The following is a 24,800-nucleotide window of genomic DNA, read 5'->3' as shown; positions in this document are numbered from 1 at the left end:
GACCATGGGCCGCCCCCGCGCGGGCCGCGGCCGGGGGCCGGGGCGGGCGGTGGGCGGTGCGGCGGGCTCAGGCCATGCCCGCGGCCCGCGCCCGGGACACGGTATCACCGACCGCGGCGAGCACCGCGGCGACATCGGCCTCGGTGGAGTCCCAGCCGAGGGTGAACCGCACCGCGGCGCGGGCGACGTCCTCGGCCACGCCCATGGCCAGCAGCACATGGCTGGGCCGGTGCACCCCGGCGGAGCAGGCCGAGCCGGTGGAGCACTCCACCCCGGCGGCGTCGAGCAGCATGGTCAGGCTGTCGCCCTCCGCCCCGGGGAAGCTCAGGTGCAGATGCCCCGGCAGGGCGGGTTCGGTGGTGTGCACCACCACGTCGTCGACGGTGGCCAGGATGCCCTCGCGCAGCCGGTCGCGCAGCGCGCGCAGCCGCCGCCGGCGCTCCTCCCCCTCGGCCCGGTCGGCGGCCAGGGCCGCGGCCAGGCCCACCGCCCCGGCCACGTCCGGGGTGCCGGAGCGCAGCCCCCGTTCCTGGCCGCCGCCGTGCACATGCGCGGCCAGGCGCGCCCCCCGGCGCACCAGCAGCGCCCCGATCCCGCGGGGGCCGCCGAACTTGTGCGCGGACAGCGCCAGGGTGGCCGCCCCGCAGTCCCGGAAGGGGGTGGGCGCGCCGGAGGCGTCGAGCACCGCCCCGGCGGTCTGCACCGCGTCGACGTGCAGCGGCACCCCGGCGGCGCGGCAGCGCTCGGCGACCGCGGCCACCGGCTGGATCGCCCCGGTCTCGTTGTTCGCGGCCATGCAGGCCACCAGGGCGGTGCCCCGGCGGTCCAGTTCCGGCAGCCGCGCCGGGTCGACCCGGCCGGCGGCGTCGACGGGGGCCGCCAGGATCTCCGCCCAGTGCTCGGCGGCCAGATGCGCGGCGATCCGGGCCACCGCCTCGTGCTCCACCGGGGGCGCCACGATGGTGGAGCCGGAGCGGGCGAGGTAGAGCCCCTGCACGGCGAGGTTGTCCGCCTCGGTGCCCCCGGAGGTGAACACCACCTCGACGGGTTCGCAGCCGAGCAGGTCGGCGACCCGCTCCCGGGCGTCGTCGAGCAGCGCCCGGGCGGCGCGGCCGGAGGCGTAGCGGCCGCCGGGGTTGCCGGCGCCGAGCGCCCCGATGAGGGCCTCCCGGGCCTCGGGGCGCAGGTGGCTGGTGGCCGCATGGTCGAGGTAGTGCCGCTCGCTCATGCCCCGACCCTAGCGCGGGCGGGGCGGATCCGGGGCGGCGGATCGGCGCCGCCGCCGCACCCCGCGGTGGGCGGGGTGCGGCGGCGGGAGGCGGCCCGGTCGCGGCGCGGCGGCGCCGCGGCGGGCTACTTGACCTTGTCGGTCAGCGCCGGGGTGACGTCGAAGAGGTCGCCGACGATGCCGAGATCGGAGATCTCGAAGATCGGGGCCTCCTCGTCCTTGTTCACCGAGACCACCGTCTTGGAGGTCTGCATACCGGCCTTGTGCTGGATGGCGCCGGAGATGCCCAGGGCGATGTACAGGTCCGGGGACACGGTCTTGCCGGTCTGGCCGACCTGGAACTGGCCCGGGTAGTAGCCGGCGTCCACGGCGGCGCGGGAGGCGCCCACGGCCGCGCCGAGGGCGTCGGCCAGGGGCTCCACGACATCGGCGAAGCCCTCCGCGGAGGCGACGCCGCGGCCGCCGGCGACGACGATCTTGGCCTCGGTGAGCTCGGGGCGGTCGCCGCCCTCGGCCGGGGTGAAGGAGACGATCTCCACCGGGGCGTCGGGGGCCTCGGGGAAGGCCACCTCGGTCACCGCCGGGGAGGCCGGGGCCTCCTCCGGGTCCACCGAGCCGGGGCGCAGCGCGTAGACGGGGGAGGCGCCGAAGCCGCCGCCGTCGACGATGAAGTCGCCGCCGAAGATGGAGTACTTGGCGCTGCCGTCGGCGTTGATCGCGACGACGTCGGCGAGCACGCCGGAGCCGGTGAGGGTGGCCACCCGGCCGGCGATCTCCTTGCCGGCGGCGGAGCCGGTGACGACGACCGGCACCTGGCGCTCGGCGGCGAGGGCGACGAGGGTGTCGACCTCCTCGGAGAGCAGGTAGGTGCCGGCGGAATCGGATTCGGCGGCGAGGATCTCCCCGGCGCCGTAGGCGCCGAGGGTGTCGGCGAGCTTGGCGGCGGTGCCGGGCTTGCCGACGACGACGGCGGCGGGGGTGCCGAACACGCGGGCCGCGGTGAGCAGCTCGGCGGTGGCGTTCTTCAGCTCGCCATCGGTGTGGTCGACGAGAACGAGGACATCGGTCATGGTGTTCTACTCCTGGTATTCGTTCGTTCGGTGTCGCGGTGGCGGACTAGATGAACTTGTTGGTCTTGAGGAATTCGGCGATCTTGTCGGCGCCGGCGCCGTCGTCGGCGACGATCTCGCCGGCGGACTTCTCCGGCTTCGGGGTGACCCCGGTGACGTTGGTGGCGGAGTTCTCCACGCCCAGCTGCTCCGGCTCGGCGGCGACGTCGGCCAGGGTCAGCTCGCGCACCGGCTTCTTCTTCGCGGCCATGATGCCCTTGAAGGAGGCGAAGCGCGGGGAGTTGGCCTTCTCGGTGACGGAGACGATGGCCGGCAGGGAGGCCTTGAGCTCGTAGATGCCGTCCTCGGTCTCCCGCTCGCCGGTGATGGTCTCGCCCTCGATGGCCACCGAGCGCATGTGGGTGAGCACCGGCAGCCCGCGGTAGACGCCGAGGGCGGCGGGCACGGTGCCGGTGCCGCCGTCGGTGGAGGCGTTGCCGGCGATGACGACGTCGAACTCGCCGATCGCGTCGAGCACGTTGGACAGCGCCCAGGCGGTCTGCACCGCGTCGGAGCCGGCGACCGCGTCATCGGAGAGGATCACCGCGTCATCGGCGCCCATGGCCAGGGCCTTGCGCAGCGACTCCACGGCCCGCTCCGGGCCGACGGTGGCGACGGTGACGTTGCCGCCGTGCGCCTCCTTCAGCTCCAGGGCGGCCTCGACGGCGTTCTCGTTGATCTCGTCGAGCACCGCGTCGGCGGAGTCGCGGTCGAGGGTGTAGTCATCCTCGCTGAGCTTGCGCTCCGACCAGGTGTCGGGGACCTGCTTGACCAGAACCACGATGTTCGGCATGTGTCTGTCGTCCTTACTGTGGGGAATGTTGCGTCGGGTGTGCCTGCGCGCCCGCCGGCCCCGGTGCGGGGCCCTCGGGCTCGCCGACGGCGGCGCGGGCGGTGGCCCGTTCCGCGTCATCCGTTCCGAAGCTAACAGAGGTCCGGCCCGCGCGGGGTGATCCAGGTAACAATTTGTTTATTTTTTCGTCCGCGCCTCAGTTCACCGGGCCCGCGGCGCACCCGCCGGGGGTGGCGCCGGCTGACCCCGCCCGCCGCACGGCGGGCGCGCGCGGTCGCCGGCGGGGCCGGCTCAGCCGGCGACCCGGGGGCCGCAGATGAACGCCCGGGCGGAGCGGCCCACCCGGGTGAGCACCACCGCCAGCGGGCGCCCCCCGCGCAGCCGCCAGCTCGCGCGCAGCCGATCCGGGTCCTGGTCCACGCCGCGCACCAGCACCTCGGCGCTGCCGCAGTCCCGGGCGGCGAGCTCCGCGCGCAGCCGCTTCGGGGCCACCTCGGCGAGCACCTCGAACCCGGTCGCCCCGGGCGGCACCGCGTCCCCGGTGAGGTGGGCGATCCGCTCGTCGAGCTGGTGCAGCCCGTGCGCGGCGGCGAACTGGCGGACCAGCCCGGCGCGCACCACCGCCCCGTCCGGGTCGATGATGAACCGCCCGGCGGGGCCGACCCCGCACCCGTCGGGCATCGCGTCGTGGTAGCGCCGGGTCGGCGCCCCCCGGGTGGACAGCAGCGTCGCGCTGCGGCGCACCCCCGGCGCGGCCAGGCCCGGGGTGTACAGGCAGGCCTCCTTGACCCGGCCGTCCACCGAGGCCAGCGCCACCTCCCCCGGCCAGTCGGCGAAGTCCAGGCCGGGCGCGCACTTCACCGCCGCCTCCGCCCCCGGCCAGGCGGCGAGCAGCCCCGGCAGCGGCGGGCGCAGCTGCTCGGGGCGGCGCAGCCGGCGGCCGCCGGCGCGCCGGGCGGGGTCGGCGACGATGATCGGCGCCCGGGAGGCCGGGGCCAGCGCATCGGCGACCAGCACCGGGGCGCCGGGCACGTTGGCCCGGGCCATCGCCGCCCGGGCCGGGTCCAGATCGCTGCCGAGCACCCGCGCCCCGGCGGCGGCCAGGGCCGCCAGATCGGCGCCGATGGAGCAGGTGAGGTCGTGCACCCAGGCCCCGCCGGCGGCGCGCGCGATCCGCCCGGCGCGTTCGGCGGCGACCAGGGCGTGGGTGGCCTGCTGGGCGGCCTCGGCGCTCATCAGCCAGTGCCCGGGCAGCCGGCCGGCGGCGCCGCGGCGGGCGCGCACCAGCTCCACCAGGGCCCGGGCGCGTTCGCCGTGCCGCGCCCGCAACGCCGCCAGATCCGCGATCAGGGTGGCGTCGTCGAGCTCCCGGGCCTCCGCCTCGGCCACCGCCTCCGGATGCGCCGCCAGCCAGGCCACCTCGGCGGGGTCCAGGCTCATCCCCGCTCCCCCGCCGCGTCCCCGCCGGCGGCGCCCTCGGCGGCGCGGCCCCCGGCCCGGTCGGCCAGGGCCCGCTCGCGCAGGTGGCCCATGTGATCGGCGACCGCGAAGAAGGGGTCCATGAACTCCTCGCCGAGGAAATCGGAGGTGGTCCGGGCCACCGGGGCCTCGGCCAGGGCCAGCGCGGCGGCGACGTCCGGCGCCTCCGCCAGCCGGGTCAGCTGATACCAGGTCGGCGGCATCAGCCCCACCCGGCCGGCCCGCCAGCCGGCGAGCAGCTCCGCCGGGGCGGCCCAGCGCGAGCCCGCGGATTCGGCGGTGTCGCCGTCGGGGCGCTGCCCGGCCGGGGCGGCGGCGAGGAAGAAGAAGGTGTCGAAGCGCATCGGCGACCACCGGGGGGTCACCCAGTTGCCCCAGGGGCGCAGCAGATCCGCGGCCAGGGCGAGCCCCTCCGCGGCGAGCAGCCCGCCCAGGTCGGCGGTCTTCGCCTCCAGGGCGTCGCGGTGCGCCCGCCGCGCCCGGCCGGACAGCGCCGGGGCGGCGCCGGCGGGGTCCACCGCGAGCAGCACCCCGGTCTCCTCGAAGACCTCCCGCACCGCGGCGACCACCAGGGCCCGCGCCGCGGCGGCGGGGACCCGCAGCCGATTCGCCCACCAGCGCTCCCCCGGGCCCCGCCAGGCCCCGGGCGCGGCGGCGTCGCGGTCGTCCACCCCGCCGCCGGGGAAGACGGTCATCCCGGGGGCGAAGCGCATGGTGTCCGCCCGGCGCTGCACGAACACCTCCAGCCCGGCCGGGCCATCGCGCAGCAGCAGCACCGAGGCCGCCGGCCGGGGCGCGGCGGGCCGATCCGGGGCGGCCGGCACGCTCAGCCCCGTCCGGCCCGGTCCGGGCGGGTCAGCGCGGAATGGTCCCGGCGGGCGAAGAAGCGGCCGTCGATCCGGTCCACCGCGATGGGCTGGCCGAAGGCGGCGGAGAGGTGCTCGGAGGTGAGCACGTCGTCGATGAGGCCCTGGGCGACCACGGCGCCCCGGTCGAGCAGCAGCGCATGGGTGAAGCCGTAGGGGATCTCCTCCACGTGGTGGGTGATCATCACCATCGCCGGGGCGTCCGGGGACAGCGCCAGCTCGCCGAGGTAGCCGACCAGGTCCTCCCGGCCGCCGAGATCCAGCCCGGCGCCGGGCTCGTCGAGCAGCAGCAGCTCCGGGTTGACCATCAGGGCCCGGGCGACCAGCACCCGCTTGCGCTCGCCCTCGGACAGGGTCCCCCAGGTGCGGTCGGCCAGATGGGCCGCGCCGAGCCGGCGCAGCAGATCCGCGGCCTGCGCGAAGTCGATCTCCTCGTAGGTCTCCCGCCAGCGGCCGAGCACCGCGTAGGAGGCCGAGACCACCAGGTCGCCGACGGTCTCCTCCTCCGGGATCCGGTGCGCCAGGGCCGAGGAGGTCAGCCCGATCATGGTGCGCAGATCCCGCATGTCGGTGCGGCCCACCCGCTCCCCCATGATCCGGGCGACGCCGGTGGAGGGGTGCTCCTCGGCGGCGGCGAGCCGCATCAGGGTGGTCTTGCCCGCCCCGTTGGGGCCGATGATCACCCACCGCTCGTCGAGCTCCACCTGCCAGTCCAGCGGGCCGACCAGGGCCCGGCCGCCGCGCACCAGGGACACCCCCCGGAAGTCGATCAGCAGATCCTCGTCGTAGTCGTCCTCGAATTCAGCCACGCCCCCATCGTGCCCCACCGGCGGCGACGGCGTCGAACGCCCCGCCGCGGCCCGGCGCCGCCGCGGCGGGCTGCTCTACCCTGGACGGTGGACCCATGATGTACGGACGCGGGCGGGCCGGGCCCGCCGCGCAAGGAGCGGTGAAGGTGACTGGACGACTCGGTATCGATGATGTGCGGCCCGTGGTGGACGGGGGCGCGACCCCCGCCAAGGGGGTCGTCGGGGAGGTCATCCCCGTGTTCGCGGTGGTGTGGCGGGAGGGCCATGACGCGCTCTCGGCGACCCTCAACGTCAAGGGGCCGGGCGAGTCGGCCTTCGCCGCGCGCACCCAGCGGATCCCGATGCGCTACTCCGATCACGACCCGAACCAGGTCAACGCCACCTTCGTCCCGGACGCCCCGGGGCTGTGGACCTTCCGGGTGGACGCCTGGTCGGATCCGATGGCCACCTGGCGCAATGCGGTGACGAAGAAGATCGAGGCCGGCCAGGACGCCGCGGAGATGGCCAACGACCTGGAGATCGGGGCGCGGCTGTTCGAGCGCGCCGCCGCCGGCGCGGCCACCCGGCACCGGCCGCATCTGCGCGGGGTGGCCCGCAGCCTGCGCGCCGGGGGCGCCGATGTGCGCGCCCGGGTGGCGCAGGCGCTGTCCGAGGAGACCCTGCGGATCCTGGAGATGCACCCGCTGCGCGAGCTGCTCACCCGGGGCAAGACCCGCAAGGTGCTGGTGGAGCGCCGCGCCGCCCTGGTCGGCGCCTGGTACGAGTTCTTCCCCCGCTCCACCGGCGGCCTCGACGAGGCCGGGGAGCCGGTGCACGGCACCTTCGCCAGCTCCGTGGGCCAGCTGGACCGGGCCAAGTCGATGGGCTTCGACGTGGTCTACCTGCCGCCGATCCACCCCATCGGGGAGGTCAACCGCAAGGGCCGCAACAACACCCTGGACCCGGAGCCCGGCGACGTGGGCTCGCCCTGGGCGATCGGCTCCGCCGCCGGCGGCCATGACGCGGTGCACCCCGAGCTCGGCGATCTCGCCGATTTCGAGGGCTTCGTCGCCGCGGCCGCCGAGCGCGGCCTGGAGGTGGCCATCGACCTGGCGCTGCAGTGCGCCCCGGACCACCCCTGGGCGGCGGCGCACCCGGAGTGGTTCACGGTGCTGCCCGACGGCACCATCGCCTACGCGGAGAACCCGCCGAAGAAGTACCAGGACATCTACCCGCTGAACTTCGACAACGACCCGAAGGGGATCTACGAGGAGATCCTGCGGGTGGTGCGCTTCTGGATCCGCCGGGGGGTGCGCATCTTCCGGGTGGACAACCCGCACACCAAACCGGGCAGCTTCTGGGAGTGGCTGATCGCCGCGGTGCACGACACCGACCCGGACGTGATCTTCCTCGCCGAGGCCTTCACCGCCCCGGCCCGGCTCTACGGGCTGGCCAAGGCCGGGTTCACCCAGTCCTACATCTACTTCCCGTGGAAGACCACGAAGGCCGAGCTCACCGAGTTCGGCGAGGAGATCGTCCGGCACGCCGACATCGCCCGTCCCTCGCTGTGGGTGAACACCCCGGACATCCTGCACGCCTACCTCGTCGAGGGCGGCCGCGCCGCCTTCGCGGTACGCGCCACCCTGGCGGCGACCATGTCCCCGCTGTGGGGCATGTACTCCGGGTTCGAGCTCTACGAGAACACCCCGGTGCGCCCGGGCAGCGAGGAGTACCTGGACAGCGAGAAGTACCAGCTGGTGCACCGCGACTGGGCCGCCGCCCGGGAGTCCGGGGACTCCCTGGAGCCCTACATCACCCTGCTGAACCGGCTGCGCCGGGAGCATCCGGCGCTGCAGCAGCTGCGCACCCTGCGCTTCCACGAGATCGACGATGACGCGATGCTGGCGTACTCCAAGTTCGACCCGCTCACCGGGGACGCGGTGCTGGTGGTGGTCAACCTCGACCCGCACCGGGCCCGGGAGGCGACGCTGACCATCGACATGAACTCGCTGGGCCGGCGCAGCGTGGACCGGATGGCGGTGCGCGACCTGGTCACCGGGGCCGAGTTCGACTGGGGCCGGGAGAACTACGTGCGCCTGGAGCCCTGGTCGAACGTGGCGCACATCGTGCAGCTGCCGGATATCCCGGAGGGGCTGCGCCGCCGCCTGGCCTGGCGCGAGGTGCCCGACTACGCGGGCTGATCCGCCCCGCCGGCCGGCGGGGGCCACCGTCGCCGCGCGGGCGCGGCGGCGCGCCTAGGCTGGGGGGTGGCGCGGTATGCGCCGCGGCGGCGCCCCGGCCCGGGCGCGGTGCGCCGACGACGATCGACACCCTCCGGAAGGACCCCCGAATGACCTCTCCCTCGGATCCCCGCCTCGGCATCCCCGACGGTGATCTGGAGCGACTGCGCTCCTGCTCGCACCACGCCCCGCACGACTACTACGGGGCCCACGTCATCGACGGGGACACCGTCGTGCGCACCCGGGTGTTCGGCGCGGAGCGGGTCGACGTGGTCACCGAGACCGCCGAGTACCCCGCCGAGCCGGTGGGCGATGACGTGTGGGCGGCGCTGGTGCCCGGCGCGGAGGGCTTCGACTACCGCCTCCGGATCCGCTGGGCCGCCGGCGGGGAGGTGCTCCGCGCCGACGGGTACCGCTTCCTGCCCACCGTGGGCGAGGCGGATCGGCACCTCATCGCCGAGGGCCGCCATGAGCGGCTCTGGGAGGTCCTCGGCGCCCATGTGCGCCGCTACGACACCGCCATGGGCGAGGTCACCGGCGTCTCCTTCGCGGTGTGGGCGCCCAATGCCCGGGGGGTGGCCGTGATCGGCGATTTCTGCATGTGGAACGGCGCCCAGTACCCGATGCGCTCCCTGGGCGCCTCCGGGGTGTGGGAGGTGTTCATCCCGGGCATCGGCGCCGGGGAGACCTACAAGTTCGCGATCACCACCGCCGAGGGGCACCGGATCGACAAGGCCGATCCCATGGCCTTCCACGCCGAGGTGGCCCCGGCCACCGGCTCCATCGTCGCCGAATCCGACTACGCCTGGGGCGACGCGGACTGGCTGGCCCGGCGCGCGGAGACCGACTGGCAGGCCGCCCCGATGAGCGTCTACGAGGTGCACCTGGGCTCCTGGAAGCAGGGCCTGTCCTATGAGGTGCTCGCCGAGCAGCTGGTCGGCTACGTCTCCGAGATGGGCTACACGCACGTGGAGTTCATGCCGGTGGCCGAGCACCCCTTCACCGGCTCCTGGGGCTACCAGATCTCCGGCTACTACGCGCCGACCTCCCGCTTCGGCACCCCGGACCAGTTCCGGGCCCTGGTCGACGCCTTCCACGCCGCCGGGATCGGGGTGATCGTGGACTGGGTGCCCGGGCACTTCCCCAAGGACGAGTGGGCGCTGGCCCGCTTCGACGGCACCGCCTGCTACGAGCACCCGGACTGGCGCCGCGGGGAGCAGCGCGACTGGGGCACCTACGTCTTCGACTTCGGCCGCAACGAGGTGCGCAACTTCCTCTACGCCAACGCCCTGTACTGGGCGGAGGAGTTCCACGTCGACGGCATCCGGGTCGACGCGGTGGCCTCCATGCTCTACCTGGACTACTCCCGCGAGGACGGCGAATGGCTGCCGAACCAGTACGGCGGCCGGGAGAACCTGGAGGCGGTGCAGTTCCTGCAGGAGTTCAACGCCACGGTGCACAAGCACCAGCCGGGCTTCCTCACCATCGCCGAGGAGTCCACCTCCTGGCCGGGGGTGACCACCCCCACCGAATACGGCGGGCTGGGCTTCTCCATGAAGTGGAACATGGGCTGGATGAACGACACCCTGGAGTACTTCGCCAAGGACCCGGTGCACCGCGCCCACCACCACAACGACCTGACCTTCTCCATGGTCTACGCCTACTCGGAGAAGTTCGTGCTGCCCTTCTCCCATGACGAGGTGGTGCACGGCAAGGGCTCCCTGTGGGGCCGGATGCCCGGGGACGACTGGAACAAGGCCGCCGGGCTGCGCTGCCTGCTGGCCTACATGTTCGCCCACCCCGGCAAGCAGCTGCTGTTCATGGGCCAGGACATCGGCCAATGCGCGGAATGGGATCACGACTCCTCGGTGTCCTGGGGCGATCTGGACGGCTGGGGCGGGGAGTACCACCGCGGGATCCAGCTGCTGGTCAAGGACGTCAACCGGCTCTACCGGGGCACCCCGGCGCTGTGGAGCCGGGACGACCGCCCGGAGGGCTTCGAGTGGATCAACGCCGATGACGCGGCGAACAACGTGCTCTCCTTCGTCCGCCGCGGCGCCGACGGCTCCCAGCTGGCCTGCGTGTTCAACTTCTCCGGCACCACCCACCAGCGCTACCGGGTGGGCCTGCCGGCCCCGGGCCGCTGGGCGGAGGTGCTGGCCACCGACGTGGACCGCTACGCCGGCGCCGGCTTCCACAACGACGGCGGGGTGACCGCCGGGGCCGAGCCGTGGAACGGCCACCCGCAGTCGGCGGAGATCTTCCTGCCGGCGATGTCCGCGGTGTGGCTGCGCCACGAGGGCTGAGCCGGTGGCGCGGCGGCGGCTGGCCGAGATCCCGGAGATCGGGATGGAGGTCCGGGTGGCCCGGATCCTGGGCCGGCTGGTGACCCGGCATGAGCGGTGGAAGACCCGCCGCTTCGGCGTGCTGGTCGCCCCGGCGACCATCCTCGCCGGGCTGGCGCTGCTGCTCGTCGGGATCATCGCGCTGCCCGCGCCGGGGCCGGGCTGGCTGCTCATCTTCACCGCCCTGGGGGTGCTCTCCCTGGAGCTGCGCGGCACCCGGGGGCTGGTGCTGCTCGCCGCCCGCGGCTTCGACCGGCTCGAGGCCTGGTTCCGCCGCCGCCATCCCGCGGTGCAGCTCACCCTGGGCGGGCTGACCACCGCGCTGACCATGGCGGTGATCGCCGGCTCCTGGTGGCTGCTCGCCCCGGCCGGCTGGCCGCTCACCCGCGGCTGAGGCCCCTCCCCCGAGCCCCGGCGGCCCGCCGCGACGGCGGGCCGCCGGGGCGGCGCCCTAGAACAGGGCGCTGGCCATCCGGCGCCGGGCGTCCAGGGCCAGCGGGTCGGCGGGGTCGAACAGCCGCAGCATCTCCAGCAGCCGGGCGTGCACCCGCTTCCGGTCCTCCCCGGCGGAGCCGGCCAGCGCCGCCAGCAGCCGGTCCAGGCAGGGCCCGGCCTCGCCGAGCAGCATCTGCTGATCGGCGGCGTCCAGGGCGGCGTCGACGTCGCCGGGGGCGGCGTCGGCCCGGGCGATGTGGTCCACGGTGCGGTCCAGCCGCTGCGCCCGGGCCAGGAAGGCCACGTTGGTGCGGGCGGCGAGCAGGGCGGCGTTGCCCGGCTCGGAGTCCAGGATCGCGTCGTAGACCGCGATCGCGCGGTCGAAGTCGCCCTCGGCCAGCGCCTGCTCGGCCTCCGCGAGCCGGGGGTCGTCGGTGGGCGCGTCCGGTTCCGCGGCGGCCTCGGACTCCTCCCCGGCCCCGCGCATCCGGGCCCCGGCGGGCAGCCCGCGCAGCCGGCCGGCGACCGCGTCGAGCACCGCGGTGGCCCACTGCTCCAGGAACTCCCGGGGCTTCTCCCCCTCGGCCTGGCCGATCGGGGCGCCGCCAGCGACGGCGACCAGGGTGGGCAGCATGCGCACCCCGAAGGCCTGCGCGACCTGGAACTCCGCGTCCGCGTCGACCACGCCGAGCAGCCAGCCGAGATCCGCGGCCCGGACCATCTCCTCCAGGTCGGCGCGCATCCGCACCGTCTCCGGGGCCCCGGGGGCGCCGATCAGCACCAGCACCGGCACCTCCTCGGAGCGCAGCACCACCGCCGCCTCCAGGTTCGCCGCGGTCACCTCGGTGACCGGGTCGATCGCCCCGTCCGGGTCCCCGGCGGCGGCGCGGGCCTCCCGCCGGCGGCGCTCCTCGGCCTCGGCGCGCAGCCGCAGCTGCTCCAGGTCGACGGTGCCCGGCGGGGGCGGCGGGGTGGCGCATTCGCGGTGGCCGTGGCCTGCGGGTCCGTGGGCGTGGGTCATGGGGGTCCTTTCCGGTGGCGCGGCGTCGGCGGCGGGGACTGCGGCGGGGTGGGCGCACCCGGGGCCGCCGCGGGCCCAGGGTACGCCGCGGCGCTACCGCCCGGCGAGGCGGCGCTCCACCCGGTCGACCTTGCCGCGCAGCATCCCGGTGTGCCCGGGGCGGATGTCCGCCTTGAGCACCAGGGAGGTGCGCGGGCTGACCGCGGCGACCGCCTCGGTGGCGCGGCGCACCACCGCCATCACCTCATCCCACTCCCCCTCCACCAGGGTGAACATGGCGTTGGTCTCGTTGGGCAGCCCGGATTCGCGGACCACCCGCACCGCCTCGGCGACGGCGGCGGACATGCCGGCGTCCGGGTCGGCGGCGGCGGGGGCGACGGAGAAGGCGACGATCATGGCCCCACCCTAACCGGGCGGCGCCGCGGCGGCGCGGGGGTGCACCCGGGGCGCTCTCCGGCGGCCGGGGCCGGGCCCGCGCAACTAGGATCGGGGCCATGACCGACTCCCCCGCCCCCGCGCACCTGCCCCATGATCTCGTCACCGCCGTCGACCACGTCGGCGTGGCGGTGCCCGATCTCGACGCCGCCCTGGACTTCTACCGGGAGTCCCTGGGCTGGGTGAACCACCATGAGGAGGTCAACGAGGAGCAGGGGGTGCGCGAGGCGATGGTCGGCCCCGCCGACGCGCCCGCCGGCGCCGCCCTGGTGCAGCTGCTGGCCCCGCTGGACGAGGGCTCCACCATCGCCGCCTTCCTGGACAAGCGCGGCCCCGGGCTGCAGCAGTACGCGGTGCGGGTGCGCGATCTGGACGCGCTGATGGCGCATCTGGCGCGGGTCGGCACCCGGGTGCTCTACCCGGAGCCGAAGGCCGGCACCGCGGGGTCGCGGATCAACTTCATCCACCCGCGCGACGCCGGCGGGGTGCTGCTGGAGCTCGTCGAGCCGGCGCGGTAGCCCCCGCCCCGGCGGGCCGGGAAGGCCCCCGGAGCCGCCGACGGGCCCGGACCCCCGATGGGGGCCCGGGCCCGCGGCGGATCGGCGTCCCGGCCGGCGGATCAGGCCTCCGGCGGGGTGGGCCGGACCTCCAGCAGGGCGTCCCCGGCGGCCACCCGGCCGCCCTCGGCGACCACGTCGACCCCGGCGAACTTCCTGTGGTTCGTCACCAGCACCGGGGTCACCGGGGAGTACCCGGCGGCCTCGATGGCGGCCCGGTCGAAGCGCACCAGCGGGGTGCCCGGCTGCACCCGGTCGCCCTTGGCGACCAGCAGCTCGAAGCCGCGGCCCTCCATGTTCACCGTGTCCACGCCGATGTGGATGAGCAGCTGCACCCCGCCGTCGAGCTTCAGCCCGATGGCGTGGCCGGTGGGGAAGGCCACCATGACCTTGCCCGCGGCCGGGGCCACCACGGTGTCCCCGGCGGGGTCGATCGCCGCGCCCAGGCCCACCTTGCCGGCGGCGAAGGCCGGGTCGGGCACCTGGTCCAGGGCGAGCACCTCGCCCTCCATCGGGGCGGCCACGACGACCTTCTCCAGGGTCAGCACCGCGCCCGGCTCGCCGGCCGGGGCGGCCGCGGCGCCGGCGGCGGCGGCCGGGGCGGCGGGCCCGGCGGCGGGCTCCTCATCACCGCGCTGGGCGGCGAGCTCCGCGCGCACCTGATCCCGCTCCGCGGCGGTGCGGTAGTCGAAGAAGACCACCAGCAGGAAGGAGGTGAAGAAGGCCACCGCGATGCCGATCGCGTAGCCGCCCAGCGGCTCGAAGGCCGGCATGGTCAGCAGCGAGGTGAACACGAAGGCCTTCGCCTTGACGTTGAACAGGCCCATCACCACGCCGCCCGCGAAGCAGCCCGGCAGCAGGCGCACGTAGGACTTCCGGAAGCGCAGCAGCACACCGTAGAGGGAGGGCTCGGAGATGCCGCCGAAGAGGCCGGCGAACATGCCGCCGGCGCTGACCTGGCGCATCTGGGTGTTGCCCTCGCGCATGGAGACCACCATGACGCCGGTGACCACGCCGAAGCAGGCGAAGTTCCAGGCGCCCATCGGGCCCTGGATGAAGTCGTAGCCCAGGGTGGCGATGTTCTGGATCATGATCGCGTTCAGCGGCCAGTGCAGGCCCAGCGGCACCATGAAGGGGTAGATCAGCGGCACGATGATCGCCAGGATGAAGGGCGAGAAGTCGTTGACCGCGAGCAGCATGTTGGAGATCCCGTTGCCCAGGCCGATGCCGAAGGGGCCGACCACGAAGGCGGTCACCGGGATCATGATGAGCAGCGAGAAGAAGGGCACGAAGACCATCTGCACCGCGGCGGGGATGAGCTTCTTCAGGCCCTTCTCCACCCAGAACAGCACCACCGCGGCGAACAGCGGCGGGAAGACCTGACCGGCGTAGTCGTTGAGCACCATGGGCAGCCCGAAGACCTCGGTGGTGTAGATCTGCACCTGCTCGGTGGCGCCGGTGGTCACCTGCGCGGTGTCCTTCAGGGCGAGGAACTCCGGGGTGAGCAGGGCCGCCGGGATGGCCGCGCCGACCCACTCGTTGGCGCCGAGCTTGCGTGCGGCGGTGGCGCCGATCATCACCGGCAGGAAGTAGAACACCGAGCGCCACATGGCGTGCATGAACTGCCAGCTCGGCGGCAGCGTCTCGCCCTCCTCCGGGGAGAAGGGCTGGATGTTGAAGGTGTCCGCCAGCACCAGCAGGGTGATGATGAGGGAGGCGCCGAGCAGCGCCCACAGCACCGGGCGGAAGGTGTCGGAGAGGAACTCGAAGCCGTAGTCCACCCAGCTGTAGCGGCCGCGCACGCCGCCGTACTCCTTCTTGCCGGACTCGGCCGCGGCACCGCCGGACTCGCCCATCCCGGGCGCGCGCATGATGCCGGCGTAGTAGTCGGCGACGCCGCCGCCCATGATGACCTGCAGGCCGTTGTCGCCCTGCGGGACCACGCCCATCACGTCCGCGTTGGCGTCGATGGCGTCGACGTCGGCCTTGGCCCGGTCGACGAGCTGGAAGCGCAGCCGGGTGGCGCAGTGGCTCAGCGAGGCGACGTTCTCCGCGCCGCCGACCTGGTCGAGGATGAATTGCGAGGTGCTCGCGACGGTGTCGGCCACGGGCGACCCCCTTTCGTGCTCCCGCGCCACCGCGGGCGGGGTGGCCCGCCGGGGCGCGTGCGTCGGATCCCACGGGCCGGATTGCCCGCCGGGACTTCCCGAACGGCGACCGGCCGGGCGTCCGGCCCCGCGCACCGGGCCCGGCGGCCATCGCCGGGCGCCCGGGTCCGCGGCCGGGGCGTGCGCTTCCGGCGTCATGCTCAATCGCGTATTCGGGTACTGCCGGATGCGATTCTAGACCGAGGGGACGCACCCGGTCCCGGGGTGGTGATGAAGGCCACAGGGTTGATTCCCGGGGTCCCGCGGCGTACCGGATCCGCCCGGGCGGGCCCGGTTCAGCGGCGCCGGGTCGGGCCCCGGTGGCCGCGTTTGGCCCAGCAGTTGCGGTGCCAGTGCCGGCGGTCGTCGGCCCCGGCGCCCCAGGACTCCGGCCAGGCCACCACATGGGCCACCCCGGGCGGGATCTCCTGATCGCAGCCCGGGCAGCGGTACCACTTCACCGCCTGCCCGGCGGAGATGTCGCGCACCCGGAACTCCTCGCCGGCCAGCCGGCCCGGCCCGGGCTCCACCCGGGTGGGCGTGAAGGCCGAGCCGTGGGCCGGCAGCGGCCGCGGCGCCGGGCCGGGGCCGGCGCCCCGGGGCCGGCCGCGGCGGCGGCCGGGTCGATTGCGCCGGGGCATCAGAACAGCCGCAGCTCGTCGGACTCGGCCCCGCGCAGCGCCTCGTAGTCCACGGTGACGCAGCGGATCCCGCGGTCCTCGGCGAGGGTGCGCGCCTGGGGCCGGATCTCCTGGGCGGCGAAGACCCCGGCGACCGGGGCGAGCAGCTCGTCCCGGTTGAGCAGGTCCAGGTAGCGGGTGAGCTGCTCCACGCCCTCGATGGTGCCGCGGCGCTTGACCTCCACCGCCACCGTGGCCCCGGCGGCGTCCCGGCCGAGCAGGTCCACCGGGCCGATCGCGGTGGGGAACTCGCGGCGGATCAGCGTCCAGCCCTCCCCGAAGGTGCCGAAATGCTCCGCGAGCAGCTCCTGGAGATGATCCTCCACCCCGTCCTTGACCAGGCCGGGATCCTCGCCGAGGGCCTCCTCATGGTCGAGCAGCACCTCGGCGAGGGTGATCCGCAGCTGCTCGCCCTTGCGGTTCTCCACCACCCAGAGCAGCTCCCCGGTCTCCTCCCCCTCGGCGTCGAGGATCGGCCGCTCGGTGAGCGTGCACGGCGGGGTCATCCAGTTCAGCGGCTTGTAGGCGCGGTCGTCGGCGTGCACGGACACCGATCCATCGGCCTTCACCAGCAGCAGCCGGGGGGCCAGGGGCAGGTGGGCGGTGAGCCGGCCGACGTAGTCGACGGCGCAGCGGGCGATGACGAGGCGCATTCGACCACCATAACCCGCCGCCCGGGGCGGGCGGATCGGGTGGCCGGGGCGTACGCGGCCTCAGCGGCGCCGGCCGCGGGCGCGCTGGCTGCGGAAGGTGCGCTCGATGTCCACCGGCAGGGTGCGGGTCTGCCGCACCGAGGGCGAGGACTCCAACCAGGCCACCAGGGCGGTGTCCGCGCAGGCGTCCGCGGCCATCTCGATCCGGCCGGCCTCCCCGGCGTCGAGGACCAGCACCCGGACCCCGGAGCCGAAGATGCCCGCCTCGATCCGGGTGGGAGCGCGGCGGGAGGTCAGCTCCACGCGCTGCCGGTGCAGTTCGATGTCGGCGCCGGGGCGCAGCGAGCGCAGCTTGTAGAAGCGGGCGTCGAGATCGCTGCACAGCAGCACCCCGTGCCGCCAGCCGTGGCCGTCGCCGGCGGCGGGCAGCTCCCGGATGGCCACCGGGATGCCGGTGGAGCGCAGCCGGGTGAAGCGCCACAGGGCCAGGGCGCCGCCGGTCGCGAAGGCGATGCCGCCGATCAGGATGATGACCGCGAACCAGTTCATCAGGGCCTCGCTTCCACTCGGCCGCCGGCGCCCCGGGGGTGGTCGGTGGGGCCCGTGCGGTCAGCCGCGCCGCCGCGCGTCGGGATTCACCTTAACCCAGCCCGGCGCCCGCGGCGAAATGCCGCCCGCGGTATCGCTTATCGCCCGCTGCCCGGCGGCCCACCTGCGCCGATGGCCGCCGGCCGGGGCATGCGGGGACGCCGCCGGCCCCGGCCCCCGTGGGCGGGGGCCGGGGCCGGCGGCGTCTCGGGGCGGGGCGCCCTAGACCTCGGCGGCGGCGCGCCGGCGGGCGCGCAGCTCCGATTCCGCGCGCGCCTTGACCACGTGGTCCTCGGAGGACAGCGCCTCCTCGGCGGCGGTGACGTCGACCTCGGAGGCCCACCGCGCCGAATCGGCGAGGATGGTCACCTTGGTCGGGGACACGGAGAGGAAGCCGCCCTGCACCGCGGCGACGAGGCGCTCCCCGTCGACGGTGCGGATGACCACGGCGCCGTTGTCGACCAGCTGGCCGAGCAGCGGCTGGTGGCCGGGGAGCACGCCGATCTCACCCTCGGTGGTCTGCGCGGAGACCAGGGTGGCCCGGCCCTCCCAGAGCTTCCGCTCCACGGCGACCAGTTCAGCGGTGATGTCAGCCATGTGCGCCGCCCCCTACTTCTTCTGCATTTCGGCGTACTTCTTCTCGACGTCGTCGAGCCCACCCAGGCCGTCGAAGGCCATCTCCGGGTAGTTGTCGAAGTCGCCCTTGCAGATCCGGTCGAAGGCCACGATGGTGTCCTTCAGCGGCACGTAGGAGCCCTTCAGCCCGGTGAACTTCTCCGCGACGAAGAAGTTCTGGCCGAGGAAGCGCTGGATCCGCCGGGCGCGCTGCACGGTGACCTTGTCCTCCTCGGAGAGCTCGTCCATGCCGAGGATGGCGATGATGTCCTGCAGCTCCTTGTTCTTCTGCAGGATGTTGATCACCTGCTGCGCCACCCGGTAGTGCTCCTCGCCGACGATCGACGGCTCCAGGATCCGGGAGGTCGAGGTCAGCGGGTCCACCGCCGGGTAGATGCCCTTCGAGGCGATGGAGCGGGAGAGCTCCGTGGTCGCGTCGAGGTGCGCGAAGGTGGTCGCCGGGGCCGGGTCGGTGTAGTCGTCCGCGGGCACGTAGACCGCCTGCAGGGAGGTGATGGAGCGCCCCTTGGTGGAGGTGATCCGCTCCTGCAGCACGCCCATCTCGTCGGCCAGGGTGGGCTGGTAGCCCACCGCCGAGGGCATCCGGCCCAGCAGGGTGGACACCTCGGAGCCGGCCTGGGTGAAGCGGAAGATGTTGTCGATGAACAGCAGCACGTCCTGGTGCTGCACGTCCCGGAAGTACTCCGCCATGGTCAGCCCGGACAGGGCCACGCGCATGCGCACCCCCGGCGGCTCGTCCATCTGGCCGAACACCAGGGCGGTGTCCTGCAGCACGCCCATCTCCTCCATCTCCAGGAAGAGGTCCGTGCCCTCGCGGGTGCGCTCGCCGACGCCGGCGAACACCGAGGTGCCGGAGAACTCGCGGGCGATGCGGGTGATCATCTCCTGGATGAGCACCGTCTTGCCCACGCCCGCGCCGCCGAAGAGGCCGATCTTGCCGCCCTTGACGTAGGGGGTGAGCAGGTCGATGACCTTGATGCCCGTCTCCAGGATCTCGGTCTTGCCCTCGAGCTGGTCGAAGGCCGGCGGCTCGCGGTGGATGCCCCACTGCTCGCCGTCGCGGCCGAGGCCCGGCTCGTCGAGGCAGTCGCCGAGGGCGTTGAAGACGTGGCCCTTGACCACGTCGCCGACCGGCACCGAAATCGGGCGGCCGGTGTCGACGACCTCGGTGCCGCGCACCAGGCCGTCGGTGGGGGCCATCGAGATGGTCCGGATCATGTTGTCGCCGAGGTGCTGGGCGACCTCCAGGGTGATGGTCTTGGCCACCGCCTCCAGGGTCACCTCCACCGTGAGGGCGTTGTACAGTGCCGGGAGCTCGTTACGCGGGAACTCCACGTCGACGACGGCACCGATGACACGCACGACGCGGCCAGTGGCCGTCGCGGTGTTCTGCTCCTTGAGAGCTGTGCTCATATCTAGTCACTTTCTCCGCTGTCGTCGAGCGCACCGGCGCCACCGACGATCTCTGTGATTTCCTGGGTAATCTGCGCCTGACGTGCCTGGTTGGCCACCCGCGAGAGGTCCTTGACCAGCTCGTTGGCGTTGTCCGTGGCCGACTTCATCGCGTTGCGGCGGGCGGCCGACTCGCTCGCGGCCGCCTCCAGCATCACGGCGAAGAGGCTGCGCGACACGTACTGCGGAAGCAGCTCGGACAGCAGGGTGTCCGCGTCCGGCTCGAACTCGTAGTCGGGCTGGAGCTCGGAGGCCTCGGCGGCGTTGGACAGCATGTCCTCGCCGAGCTCGATCTCCTCGTCCTCGAAGACGGGCTCGATGGGCAGCATCTGGTGCGCGGTGGGCACCTGGGTGAGCATGGACACGAACCGGGTGTACACGATGTGCACCTGGTCGAATCCGGTCACCGGCTCGCCCTCGCGCACATCGCGCAGGCCCTCGCGCCACTTGGCCGCGCCCTCGCTGGAGGCGACGAAGCCGTCGATGAGATGCCGGCGCACGTCATGCGTCGCGGCGTACTCCGGGTCCTGGGAGAATCCGTGCCACGCCCCGGCCAGCGGAATCTGCCGGAAGTCGTAGTAGTCGATCCCCTTCTTGCCCGTGACGTAGAGGGCGACCTCGTGGCCCTCCTGCTCCAGCTTGGCGCGCAGCTCCGCGGCCTTCTTCAGCACGTTGTGGTTGTAGCCGCCGCACATGCCGCGGTCGCTGGTCACGACCAGCACCGCGGCCCGACGGCCGCCCTCGCGCTCCCGCAGCATCGGGTGGTCGAGCGAGGACGCCGAGGCCAGGCGGCTGATCACGCCCTCGATCTCGTCGGCGTAGGGCTGCGAGTCCGCGACCCGCCGCTGCGCCTTGGTGATTCGCGAGGTCGCGATCAGCTCCTGCGCCTTGGTGATCTTCTTCGTCGAGTTGACCGACTTGATGCGGGCCCTGAGTTCACGAAGATTCGCCATCGCCTAACGCCTCCCTTCCGCGTGTCCGTGGGTTGTCCTGTCCTGCATGCCCGCCTACTTCGCGGACTTGCGGGAGACGGTGATCTGCTCCTTGCGCAGATCCTTCTCCGGCAGCGCATCGGCCGGGGCCTCCTGGACCACCGGGTGGCCCTCGGAGGTCTGGAAGCCGCGCTTGAACTTGGCGACCGCCTGCTTCAGCGTCTCCTTGGACTCGTCGGAGAAGGGCTGCCCGCCGTCGATCTGGTCGAACACGGCGGTGTTCTCCGCGTGCAGGTGCTCCAGCAGCTCCGCCTCGAAGCGGCGCACGTCCTCCACCGGGACGTCGTCGAACTCGCCCTCGCCGGCGAGCCAGATGGACACCATCTGGTCCTCCACCGGCTGCGGCTGGTTCTCCTTCTGCTTGAGCAGCTCCACCAGGCGCTGGCCGCGCTCGAGCTGGGACTTCGACGCGTCGTCGAGGTCCGAGGCGAACATGGCGAAGGCCTCCAGGTCACGGTAGGCGGCCAGGTCCAGGCGCAGGTTGCCGGAGACCTTCTTCATGCCCTTGGTCTGGGCGGCGCCGCCGACGCGGGACACCGAGATGCCCACGTTGATCGCCGGCCGGACGCCCTGGTTGAACAGGTCGGACTCCAGGAAGACCTGGCCGTCGGTGATCGAGATGACGTTGGTGGGGATGAACGCCGAGACGTCGTTGGCCTTGGTCTCGATGATCGGCAGCGCGGTCAGCGAGCCGGCGCCCATGTCGTCGGAGAGCTTCGCCGCGCGCTCCAGCAGGCGGGAGTGCAGGTAGAACACGTCGCCCGGGTAGGCCTCGCGGCCCGGCGGGCGGCGCAGCAGCAGCGAAATCGCGCGGTAGGCCTCGGCCTGCTTGGTCAGGTCGTCGTAGATGACCAGGACGTGCTTGCCCTGGTACATCCAGTGCTGGCCCAGGGCGGCGCCGGCGAAGGGCGCCAGCCACTTGAAGCCGGCCGAATCCGACGCCGGGGCGGCGACGATGGTGGTGTAGTCCAGGGCGCCGTTGTCGGCGAGGGTCTGCCGGACCCCGGCGATGGTGGAGCCCTTCTGGCCGATCGCGACGTAGATGCAGCGCACCTGCTTGGCCGGATCGCCGGACTCCCAGTTCGCCTTCTGGTTGATGATGGTGTCCAGGCAGACCGCGGTCTTGCCGGTCTTGCGGTCGCCGATGATGAGCTGCCGCTGGCCGCGGCCGATCGGGGTCATCGCGTCGATGGCCTTGATGCCGGTCTGCATCGGCTCCTCGACCGGCTGGCGCTGCAGCACCGAGGGCGCCTGCAGCTCCAGGACGCGCTGCTCCTCGGCGGCGATGTCGCCGAGGCCGTCGATGGGCTCGCCCAGGGGGTTGATCACCCGGCCGAGGAACTCGTCCCCGACCGGGATGGACAGGACCTCGCCGGTCCGCTTGACCTCGTCGCCCTCGGCGAGGGTCTCGAAGTTGCCCAGGATGACGACGCCGATCTTGTCGGTGTCGAGGTTCTGCGCCACGCCGATGACCCCGCCGGGGAACTCCAGCAGCTCGTTGGTCATGACCGACGGCATGCCGGACACCTGGGCGATGCCGTCAGCCGCGCTGATCACCACGCCGACCTCCTCTCGGGAGGCCTCCGGGGAGTGGCTCGAGGTGTAGTTCGCAATCGCGCTACGGATCTCATCGGAGGAGATCGTCAGCTCCGCCATAGTCTTCCTGCTCTCGGTAATTTCTCTTTCGGTGAATACGTTCAAAACCATCCGTCAGCCGAGGCCGACGCGGAGCTTCTCGAGCTTCGTCGAGAGGCTGCCGTCGATGACCTCATCGCCGACCCGGATGACCAGGCCGCCGAGAATCGACTCGTCGATGTCGGTGTGGATGGACATGTCGGCGCCGTAGATGCCGCCGAGCTTGTCCGCCAGGGTCCGCTCCTGCTCCTCGGAGAGGGTGGTGGCGCTGGTCACACGGGCGACGGTCCGGTTCCGGAGGCTGGCGGCCAAGCCGGAGAGGGAGTCGATGTCGTCCGCGGGACGCCGCTCGGGGCGCCCGACCGCCTGCAGTGCCAGGGCCTCGGTCACCGGGGTGACCTTGCCGTAGAGCACGGAGGCCAGGAGCCCGCGCTTGGCTTCGGGGGTGGCGGTCTTGTCCGCCAGCAGCTGCTCCAGCTGCGGTTCGTTCGCCAGGAGGTGGCCCAGCCGGAACAGCTCGTCCTCGACCGCGTCGAGTCGGCCCTCCGCCTCGGCCGCGCGCAGCAGGGCGCGCCGGCCCAGCTCCACCAGGCCGGAGCGCAGATCGCGGGCGCTGGACCACTGCCGCGCGGTCGCCTCGCCGACGATGCCCGCGGTCAGGTCGGAGACCTTGCCCGCCAGCAGCTCCCGCAGGATCCCGGAGCGGCGCTCCGGGGTCGCGGAGGAGTCGGCGACCGCGACGCGCAGCGCGCGGTCGGAGTCGAGCAGCTCGACGACGTCGAAGAGCTCCGCGCCGGCGCCGGCCGCCGCGGCGACCGGGTTATCGGCCCCGCGGATCCGGGCGTCGAGATCGGAGCGCAGGGCGTCCAGTGCTTCGCGGCTCGCTGCGTGCATGTTCCGCCTACTTTCCGGCCGGGGCCACGGTGTCGAGGTTGCCGAGGAAGCGATCGATCGTGCCGGAGGTCTTCACGCCGTCCGACAGCTGCTCGCCGAGGAGGCGCTCAGCCAGGTTGATCGAGTTTTGCCCCATCTCCTTGCGCAGCTCCGCGACGACCTGCTCGCGCTGGGCGGCGAGCTGGCGCTCCCCGTTCTCCAGGATGCGGCCGGATTCCTCATTCGCCTTCGCGGTGGCGTCGGCGATGATCTTCTGGCCCTGCACGCGGGCCTCGTCGCGGATCTTCGCGGCTTCGGTCCGGGCCTCGGCGAGCTGGCTGTTGTACTTCTCGAGGGCGGCCTTGGCCTCGGCCTGCGCGGCCTCGGCGCGCTCGATGCCGCCCTCAATCCGGTCCTCCCGCTCAGTCAGGACCTCCTGGAACTTCGGGAGCACGAGCTTCCAGAAGATGACCAGGATGATAACGAGCGGGACAATGGACCAGACGATGTCATACGTCTTGGGCACCAGCGGATTGAGCTTGTCGCCCATGGGCAACGCCTCCTCCGCCAGGAGGTAGATGAAATCGTTCATGGTTCAGTGTCTTCCGCTTGTAGGTCCGGACTCAGAAGATGAAGCCGGCGACCAGGCCGATCAGGGCCAGCGCCTCGGTGAAGGCGATGCCCAGGAACATGGTGGTGCGCAGCTGGCCGGCCATCTCGGGCTGACGGGCCATGCCCTCGACGGTCTTGCCGGCGACGATGCCGATGCCCAGGCCGGGGCCCAGGGTGGACAGGCCGTAGCCGATGACCTTCAGGCCGCTGCCGGTGGCGTCCGCGTTGGCGGCCTGGCTGAGGATGACGTCGTTCATGGTGAACCGTGTGCCTTTCTGGGAGTCCCGGGCGGGGTTGGTTTCTCGGGCCCGGGGCGGTTGGGAAGGGGGTCTTGCTATTCAGTTGGGAGTATCCGTTCCCGGGGGTGCCCGGGCCCGGGGCCTAGTGCTCGTCCGCGTGCAGCGACAGCTCGATGTAGACGGCGGCCAGCAGGGCGAAGATGTACGCCTGCAGGAAAATCACCAGCAGCTCGAACAGCGTGAACAGGACCGATGCGACCAGGGTCAGTCCGGACAGGGCCGTCCAGCCGTTCAGCTGCCAGAAGAAGAAGTTCGTGGCACCGAACAGCAGGACCAGGACCATGTGGCCGGCCAGCATATTGGCCATCAGACGGATGGTCAGGGTGGCCGGACGCAGGACGAAGGTGGAGAAGATCTCGATCGGCACCACGATGATGTGGAGCGCCGGCGGCAGGTTCGGGATCACCACGGAGGACTTCACGTACTTGAAGAAGCCGTACCTCTTCGAGCCCGCGTAGATGAACGTGATGTAGGCGAAGATCGCCAGAACCAGGGGCATGCCGACGCGCGCGTTCGGCGAGATGTTCAGTCCCGGGATGACGGCCGCGAGGTTCATCGCGAAGACGAGGAAGAAGATGGTGGCGATGACCGGCAGGAACCGGCGCCCCTCCTTCTTGCCCAGGATGTCCTCGGCGATGTGGATGCGGACGAAGTCCAGGAAGTACTCCGCGACGTTCTGCACCCCCGACGGCACGAGCTTCGGTCGCCGCATGGCGATGACGAAGAACACGCCGACGAGGACGGCCATGAGCAGCCGGACGAGCATCAGCCGGTCGAAGGCGAACCAGTCGCCCGTCGAGCCGAAGATGAACTCGCTGGGGAGAAGATTCCTCTCCGCCAACTCACCCGGGAAATACTCCTCCTCCAAGCTGGGCGAGTGGAATTCGCCCTTCATGGCAAGTGTTGTAACGCTCAGCGTTCTCTCCCGTGTTTGGGC

At 73.0% G+C, this 24,800-nt stretch carries 24 protein-coding genes; 4 read left to right on the top strand and 20 right to left on the bottom strand.

Annotated elements, in window-relative coordinates; genetic code table 11:
• Nucleotides 1-67: 67 nt before the first annotated feature.
• The 6 genes from CSPHI_RS04380 to CSPHI_RS04355 form a co-directional block, all read right to left on the bottom strand.
• Nucleotides 68-1,228: a cysteine desulfurase family protein gene (locus tag CSPHI_RS04380; protein WP_075691671.1), complete on the bottom strand. Its 1,161-nt coding sequence runs from the start codon at nucleotides 1,226-1,228 to the stop codon at nucleotides 68-70.
• Between the two features lie 125 nt (nucleotides 1,229-1,353).
• Nucleotides 1,354-2,298, bottom strand: coding sequence for an electron transfer flavoprotein subunit alpha/FixB family protein (locus CSPHI_RS04375; RefSeq protein ID WP_075691670.1), 945 nt, complete (start codon nucleotides 2,296-2,298; stop codon nucleotides 1,354-1,356).
• Nucleotides 2,299-2,344: 46 nt separating this feature from the next.
• On the bottom strand, nucleotides 2,345-3,130 hold the full coding sequence (locus CSPHI_RS04370) for an electron transfer flavoprotein subunit beta/FixA family protein (protein ID WP_075691669.1): 786 nt from the start codon (nucleotides 3,128-3,130) through the stop codon (nucleotides 2,345-2,347).
• A 291-nt stretch (nucleotides 3,131-3,421) separates the two neighbouring features.
• Nucleotides 3,422-4,570 carry a THUMP-like domain-containing protein gene (locus tag CSPHI_RS04365; protein WP_075691668.1) on the bottom strand — a complete coding sequence of 383 codons (1,149 nt, stop codon included), beginning with the start codon at nucleotides 4,568-4,570 and terminating at the stop codon, nucleotides 3,422-3,424.
• Nucleotides 4,567-5,433, bottom strand: coding sequence for an NUDIX hydrolase (locus CSPHI_RS04360; protein ID WP_075691667.1), 867 nt, complete (start codon nucleotides 5,431-5,433; stop codon nucleotides 4,567-4,569). Before CSPHI_RS04360 ends, CSPHI_RS04365 begins: the two co-directional genes overlap by 4 nt.
• Nucleotides 5,434-5,435: 2 nt before the next feature.
• A complete protein-coding gene (locus CSPHI_RS04355) occupies nucleotides 5,436-6,284 on the bottom strand; it encodes an ABC transporter ATP-binding protein (RefSeq protein WP_075691666.1) in 849 nt (282 codons plus the stop codon).
• 146 nt (nucleotides 6,285-6,430) lie between these two features.
• Here CSPHI_RS04355 and CSPHI_RS04350 point away from each other — a divergent pair, with 146 nt between their 5' ends.
• From CSPHI_RS04350 to CSPHI_RS04340, 3 genes are all read left to right on the top strand, one after another.
• Complete coding sequence (locus tag CSPHI_RS04350; protein ID WP_075691665.1) at nucleotides 6,431-8,464, top strand: alpha-1,4-glucan--maltose-1-phosphate maltosyltransferase; 2,034 nt, start codon at nucleotides 6,431-6,433, stop codon at nucleotides 8,462-8,464.
• A gap of 149 nt (nucleotides 8,465-8,613) precedes the next feature.
• On the top strand, nucleotides 8,614-10,809 hold the full coding sequence (gene glgB / locus CSPHI_RS04345; RefSeq protein ID WP_075691664.1) for a 1,4-alpha-glucan branching protein GlgB: 2,196 nt from the start codon (nucleotides 8,614-8,616) through the stop codon (nucleotides 10,807-10,809).
• 4 nt (nucleotides 10,810-10,813) lie between these two features.
• Nucleotides 10,814-11,242, top strand: coding sequence for a TIGR02611 family protein (locus CSPHI_RS04340; protein WP_084210242.1), 429 nt, complete (start codon nucleotides 10,814-10,816; stop codon nucleotides 11,240-11,242).
• 57 nt (nucleotides 11,243-11,299) lie between these two features.
• Here CSPHI_RS04340 and CSPHI_RS04335 read toward each other — a convergent pair whose 3' ends face one another.
• Together CSPHI_RS04335 and CSPHI_RS04330 are read right to left on the bottom strand one after the other, a co-directional pair.
• A complete protein-coding gene (locus CSPHI_RS04335) occupies nucleotides 11,300-12,304 on the bottom strand; it encodes a tetratricopeptide repeat protein (protein ID WP_084210241.1) in 1,005 nt (334 codons plus the stop codon).
• A gap of 93 nt (nucleotides 12,305-12,397) precedes the next feature.
• Nucleotides 12,398-12,700, bottom strand: a complete 303-nt coding sequence (locus CSPHI_RS04330; protein WP_075691663.1) for a thiamine-binding protein — start codon at nucleotides 12,698-12,700, stop codon at nucleotides 12,398-12,400.
• A 98-nt stretch (nucleotides 12,701-12,798) separates the two neighbouring features.
• Between CSPHI_RS04330 and mce the strand changes: the two genes are divergently transcribed.
• Entirely contained in the window at nucleotides 12,799-13,257 is a 459-nt protein-coding gene (gene mce, locus CSPHI_RS04325; RefSeq protein WP_075691662.1) for a methylmalonyl-CoA epimerase, read from the top strand.
• A 101-nt stretch (nucleotides 13,258-13,358) separates the two neighbouring features.
• Here the strand turns inward: mce and CSPHI_RS04320 are convergent, their stop codons facing one another.
• The 12 genes from CSPHI_RS04320 to atpB all read right to left on the bottom strand — a co-directional run bounded on the left by CSPHI_RS04320 (nucleotide 13,359) and on the right by atpB (nucleotide 24,758).
• Nucleotides 13,359-15,404, bottom strand: a complete 2,046-nt coding sequence (locus tag CSPHI_RS04320) for a glucose PTS transporter subunit IIA (protein ID WP_075691661.1) — start codon at nucleotides 15,402-15,404, stop codon at nucleotides 13,359-13,361.
• 335 nt (nucleotides 15,405-15,739) lie between these two features.
• A complete protein-coding gene (locus CSPHI_RS04315; RefSeq protein WP_075691660.1) occupies nucleotides 15,740-16,084 on the bottom strand; it encodes a hypothetical protein in 345 nt (114 codons plus the stop codon).
• Entirely contained in the window at nucleotides 16,084-16,776 is a 693-nt protein-coding gene (gene nucS / locus CSPHI_RS04310) for an endonuclease NucS (protein ID WP_075691659.1), read from the bottom strand. The genes CSPHI_RS04315 and nucS overlap by 1 nt, the downstream gene beginning before the upstream one ends.
• 60 nt (nucleotides 16,777-16,836) lie before the next feature.
• Nucleotides 16,837-17,325, bottom strand: a complete 489-nt coding sequence (locus CSPHI_RS04305; RefSeq protein ID WP_075691658.1) for a DUF2550 domain-containing protein — start codon at nucleotides 17,323-17,325, stop codon at nucleotides 16,837-16,839.
• A gap of 261 nt (nucleotides 17,326-17,586) precedes the next feature.
• Nucleotides 17,587-17,961 carry a F0F1 ATP synthase subunit epsilon gene (locus CSPHI_RS04300; protein ID WP_075691657.1) on the bottom strand — a complete coding sequence of 125 codons (375 nt, stop codon included), beginning with the start codon at nucleotides 17,959-17,961 and terminating at the stop codon, nucleotides 17,587-17,589.
• Between the two features lie 12 nt (nucleotides 17,962-17,973).
• Nucleotides 17,974-19,413, bottom strand: coding sequence for a F0F1 ATP synthase subunit beta (atpD, locus tag CSPHI_RS04295; protein WP_075691656.1), 1,440 nt, complete (start codon nucleotides 19,411-19,413; stop codon nucleotides 17,974-17,976).
• 2 nt (nucleotides 19,414-19,415) lie between these two features.
• The gene (locus tag CSPHI_RS04290) at nucleotides 19,416-20,405 is read right to left on the bottom strand and encodes a F0F1 ATP synthase subunit gamma (protein ID WP_075691655.1); all 990 of its coding nucleotides are present in this window, start codon (nucleotides 20,403-20,405) and stop codon (nucleotides 19,416-19,418) included.
• 54 nt (nucleotides 20,406-20,459) lie between these two features.
• Nucleotides 20,460-22,100: a F0F1 ATP synthase subunit alpha gene (gene atpA / locus CSPHI_RS04285; protein ID WP_075691654.1), complete on the bottom strand. Its 1,641-nt coding sequence runs from the start codon at nucleotides 22,098-22,100 to the stop codon at nucleotides 20,460-20,462.
• Nucleotides 22,101-22,154: 54 nt separating this feature from the next.
• Nucleotides 22,155-22,973, bottom strand: a complete 819-nt coding sequence (locus CSPHI_RS04280) for a F0F1 ATP synthase subunit delta (RefSeq protein ID WP_075691653.1) — start codon at nucleotides 22,971-22,973, stop codon at nucleotides 22,155-22,157.
• A gap of 7 nt (nucleotides 22,974-22,980) precedes the next feature.
• Nucleotides 22,981-23,544 carry a F0F1 ATP synthase subunit B gene (locus CSPHI_RS04275; RefSeq protein ID WP_075691652.1) on the bottom strand — a complete coding sequence of 188 codons (564 nt, stop codon included), beginning with the start codon at nucleotides 23,542-23,544 and terminating at the stop codon, nucleotides 22,981-22,983.
• Between the two features lie 31 nt (nucleotides 23,545-23,575).
• Complete coding sequence (locus CSPHI_RS04270) at nucleotides 23,576-23,821, bottom strand: ATP synthase F0 subunit C (RefSeq protein ID WP_075691651.1); 246 nt, start codon at nucleotides 23,819-23,821, stop codon at nucleotides 23,576-23,578.
• 124 nt (nucleotides 23,822-23,945) lie between these two features.
• Complete coding sequence (gene atpB / locus CSPHI_RS04265) at nucleotides 23,946-24,758, bottom strand: F0F1 ATP synthase subunit A (RefSeq protein ID WP_075691650.1); 813 nt, start codon at nucleotides 24,756-24,758, stop codon at nucleotides 23,946-23,948.
• Nucleotides 24,759-24,800 lie beyond the last annotated feature (42 nt).

It is taken from the genome of Corynebacterium sphenisci DSM 44792, assembly GCF_001941505.1.
In the GTDB taxonomy this organism is placed as follows: Bacteria; Actinomycetota; Actinomycetes; order Mycobacteriales; family Mycobacteriaceae; genus Corynebacterium; species Corynebacterium sphenisci.
The sequence above is the reverse complement of the archived record's forward strand: the minus strand, read 5'-3'. Positions and strand labels throughout refer to the sequence as shown.

Bases quoted from the DNA above. Each gene is read 5' to 3' on its own strand.
- CSPHI_RS04380 (WP_075691671.1), bottom strand. From the start codon at position 1,228: ATGAGCGAGCGGCACTACCTCGACCATGCGGCCACCAGCCACCTGCGC.
- CSPHI_RS04375 (WP_075691670.1), bottom strand. From the start codon at position 2,298: ATGACCGATGTCCTCGTTCTCGTCGACCACACCGATGGCGAGCTGAAG.
- CSPHI_RS04370 (WP_075691669.1), bottom strand. From the start codon at position 3,130: ATGCCGAACATCGTGGTTCTGGTCAAGCAGGTCCCCGACACCTGGTCG.
- CSPHI_RS04365 (WP_075691668.1), bottom strand. From the start codon at position 4,570: ATGAGCCTGGACCCCGCCGAGGTGGCCTGGCTGGCGGCGCATCCGGAG.
- glgB (WP_075691664.1), top strand. From the start codon at position 8,614: ATGACCTCTCCCTCGGATCCCCGCCTCGGCATCCCCGACGGTGATCTG.
- CSPHI_RS04335 (WP_084210241.1), bottom strand. From the start codon at position 12,304: ATGACCCACGCCCACGGACCCGCAGGCCACGGCCACCGCGAATGCGCC.
- CSPHI_RS04330 (WP_075691663.1), bottom strand. From the start codon at position 12,700: ATGATCGTCGCCTTCTCCGTCGCCCCCGCCGCCGCCGACCCGGACGCC.
- mce (WP_075691662.1), top strand. From the start codon at position 12,799: ATGACCGACTCCCCCGCCCCCGCGCACCTGCCCCATGATCTCGTCACC.
- CSPHI_RS04315 (WP_075691660.1), bottom strand. From the start codon at position 16,084: ATGCCCCGGCGCAATCGACCCGGCCGCCGCCGCGGCCGGCCCCGGGGC.
- nucS (WP_075691659.1), bottom strand. From the start codon at position 16,776: ATGCGCCTCGTCATCGCCCGCTGCGCCGTCGACTACGTCGGCCGGCTC.
- CSPHI_RS04305 (WP_075691658.1), bottom strand. From the start codon at position 17,325: ATGAACTGGTTCGCGGTCATCATCCTGATCGGCGGCATCGCCTTCGCG.
- CSPHI_RS04300 (WP_075691657.1), bottom strand. From the start codon at position 17,961: ATGGCTGACATCACCGCTGAACTGGTCGCCGTGGAGCGGAAGCTCTGG.
- atpD (WP_075691656.1), bottom strand. From the start codon at position 19,413: ATGAGCACAGCTCTCAAGGAGCAGAACACCGCGACGGCCACTGGCCGC.
- CSPHI_RS04290 (WP_075691655.1), bottom strand. From the start codon at position 20,405: ATGGCGAATCTTCGTGAACTCAGGGCCCGCATCAAGTCGGTCAACTCG.
- atpA (WP_075691654.1), bottom strand. From the start codon at position 22,100: ATGGCGGAGCTGACGATCTCCTCCGATGAGATCCGTAGCGCGATTGCG.
- CSPHI_RS04280 (WP_075691653.1), bottom strand. From the start codon at position 22,973: ATGCACGCAGCGAGCCGCGAAGCACTGGACGCCCTGCGCTCCGATCTC.
- CSPHI_RS04275 (WP_075691652.1), bottom strand. From the start codon at position 23,544: ATGAACGATTTCATCTACCTCCTGGCGGAGGAGGCGTTGCCCATGGGC.
- CSPHI_RS04270 (WP_075691651.1), bottom strand. From the start codon at position 23,821: ATGAACGACGTCATCCTCAGCCAGGCCGCCAACGCGGACGCCACCGGC.
- atpB (WP_075691650.1), bottom strand. From the start codon at position 24,758: ATGAAGGGCGAATTCCACTCGCCCAGCTTGGAGGAGGAGTATTTCCCG.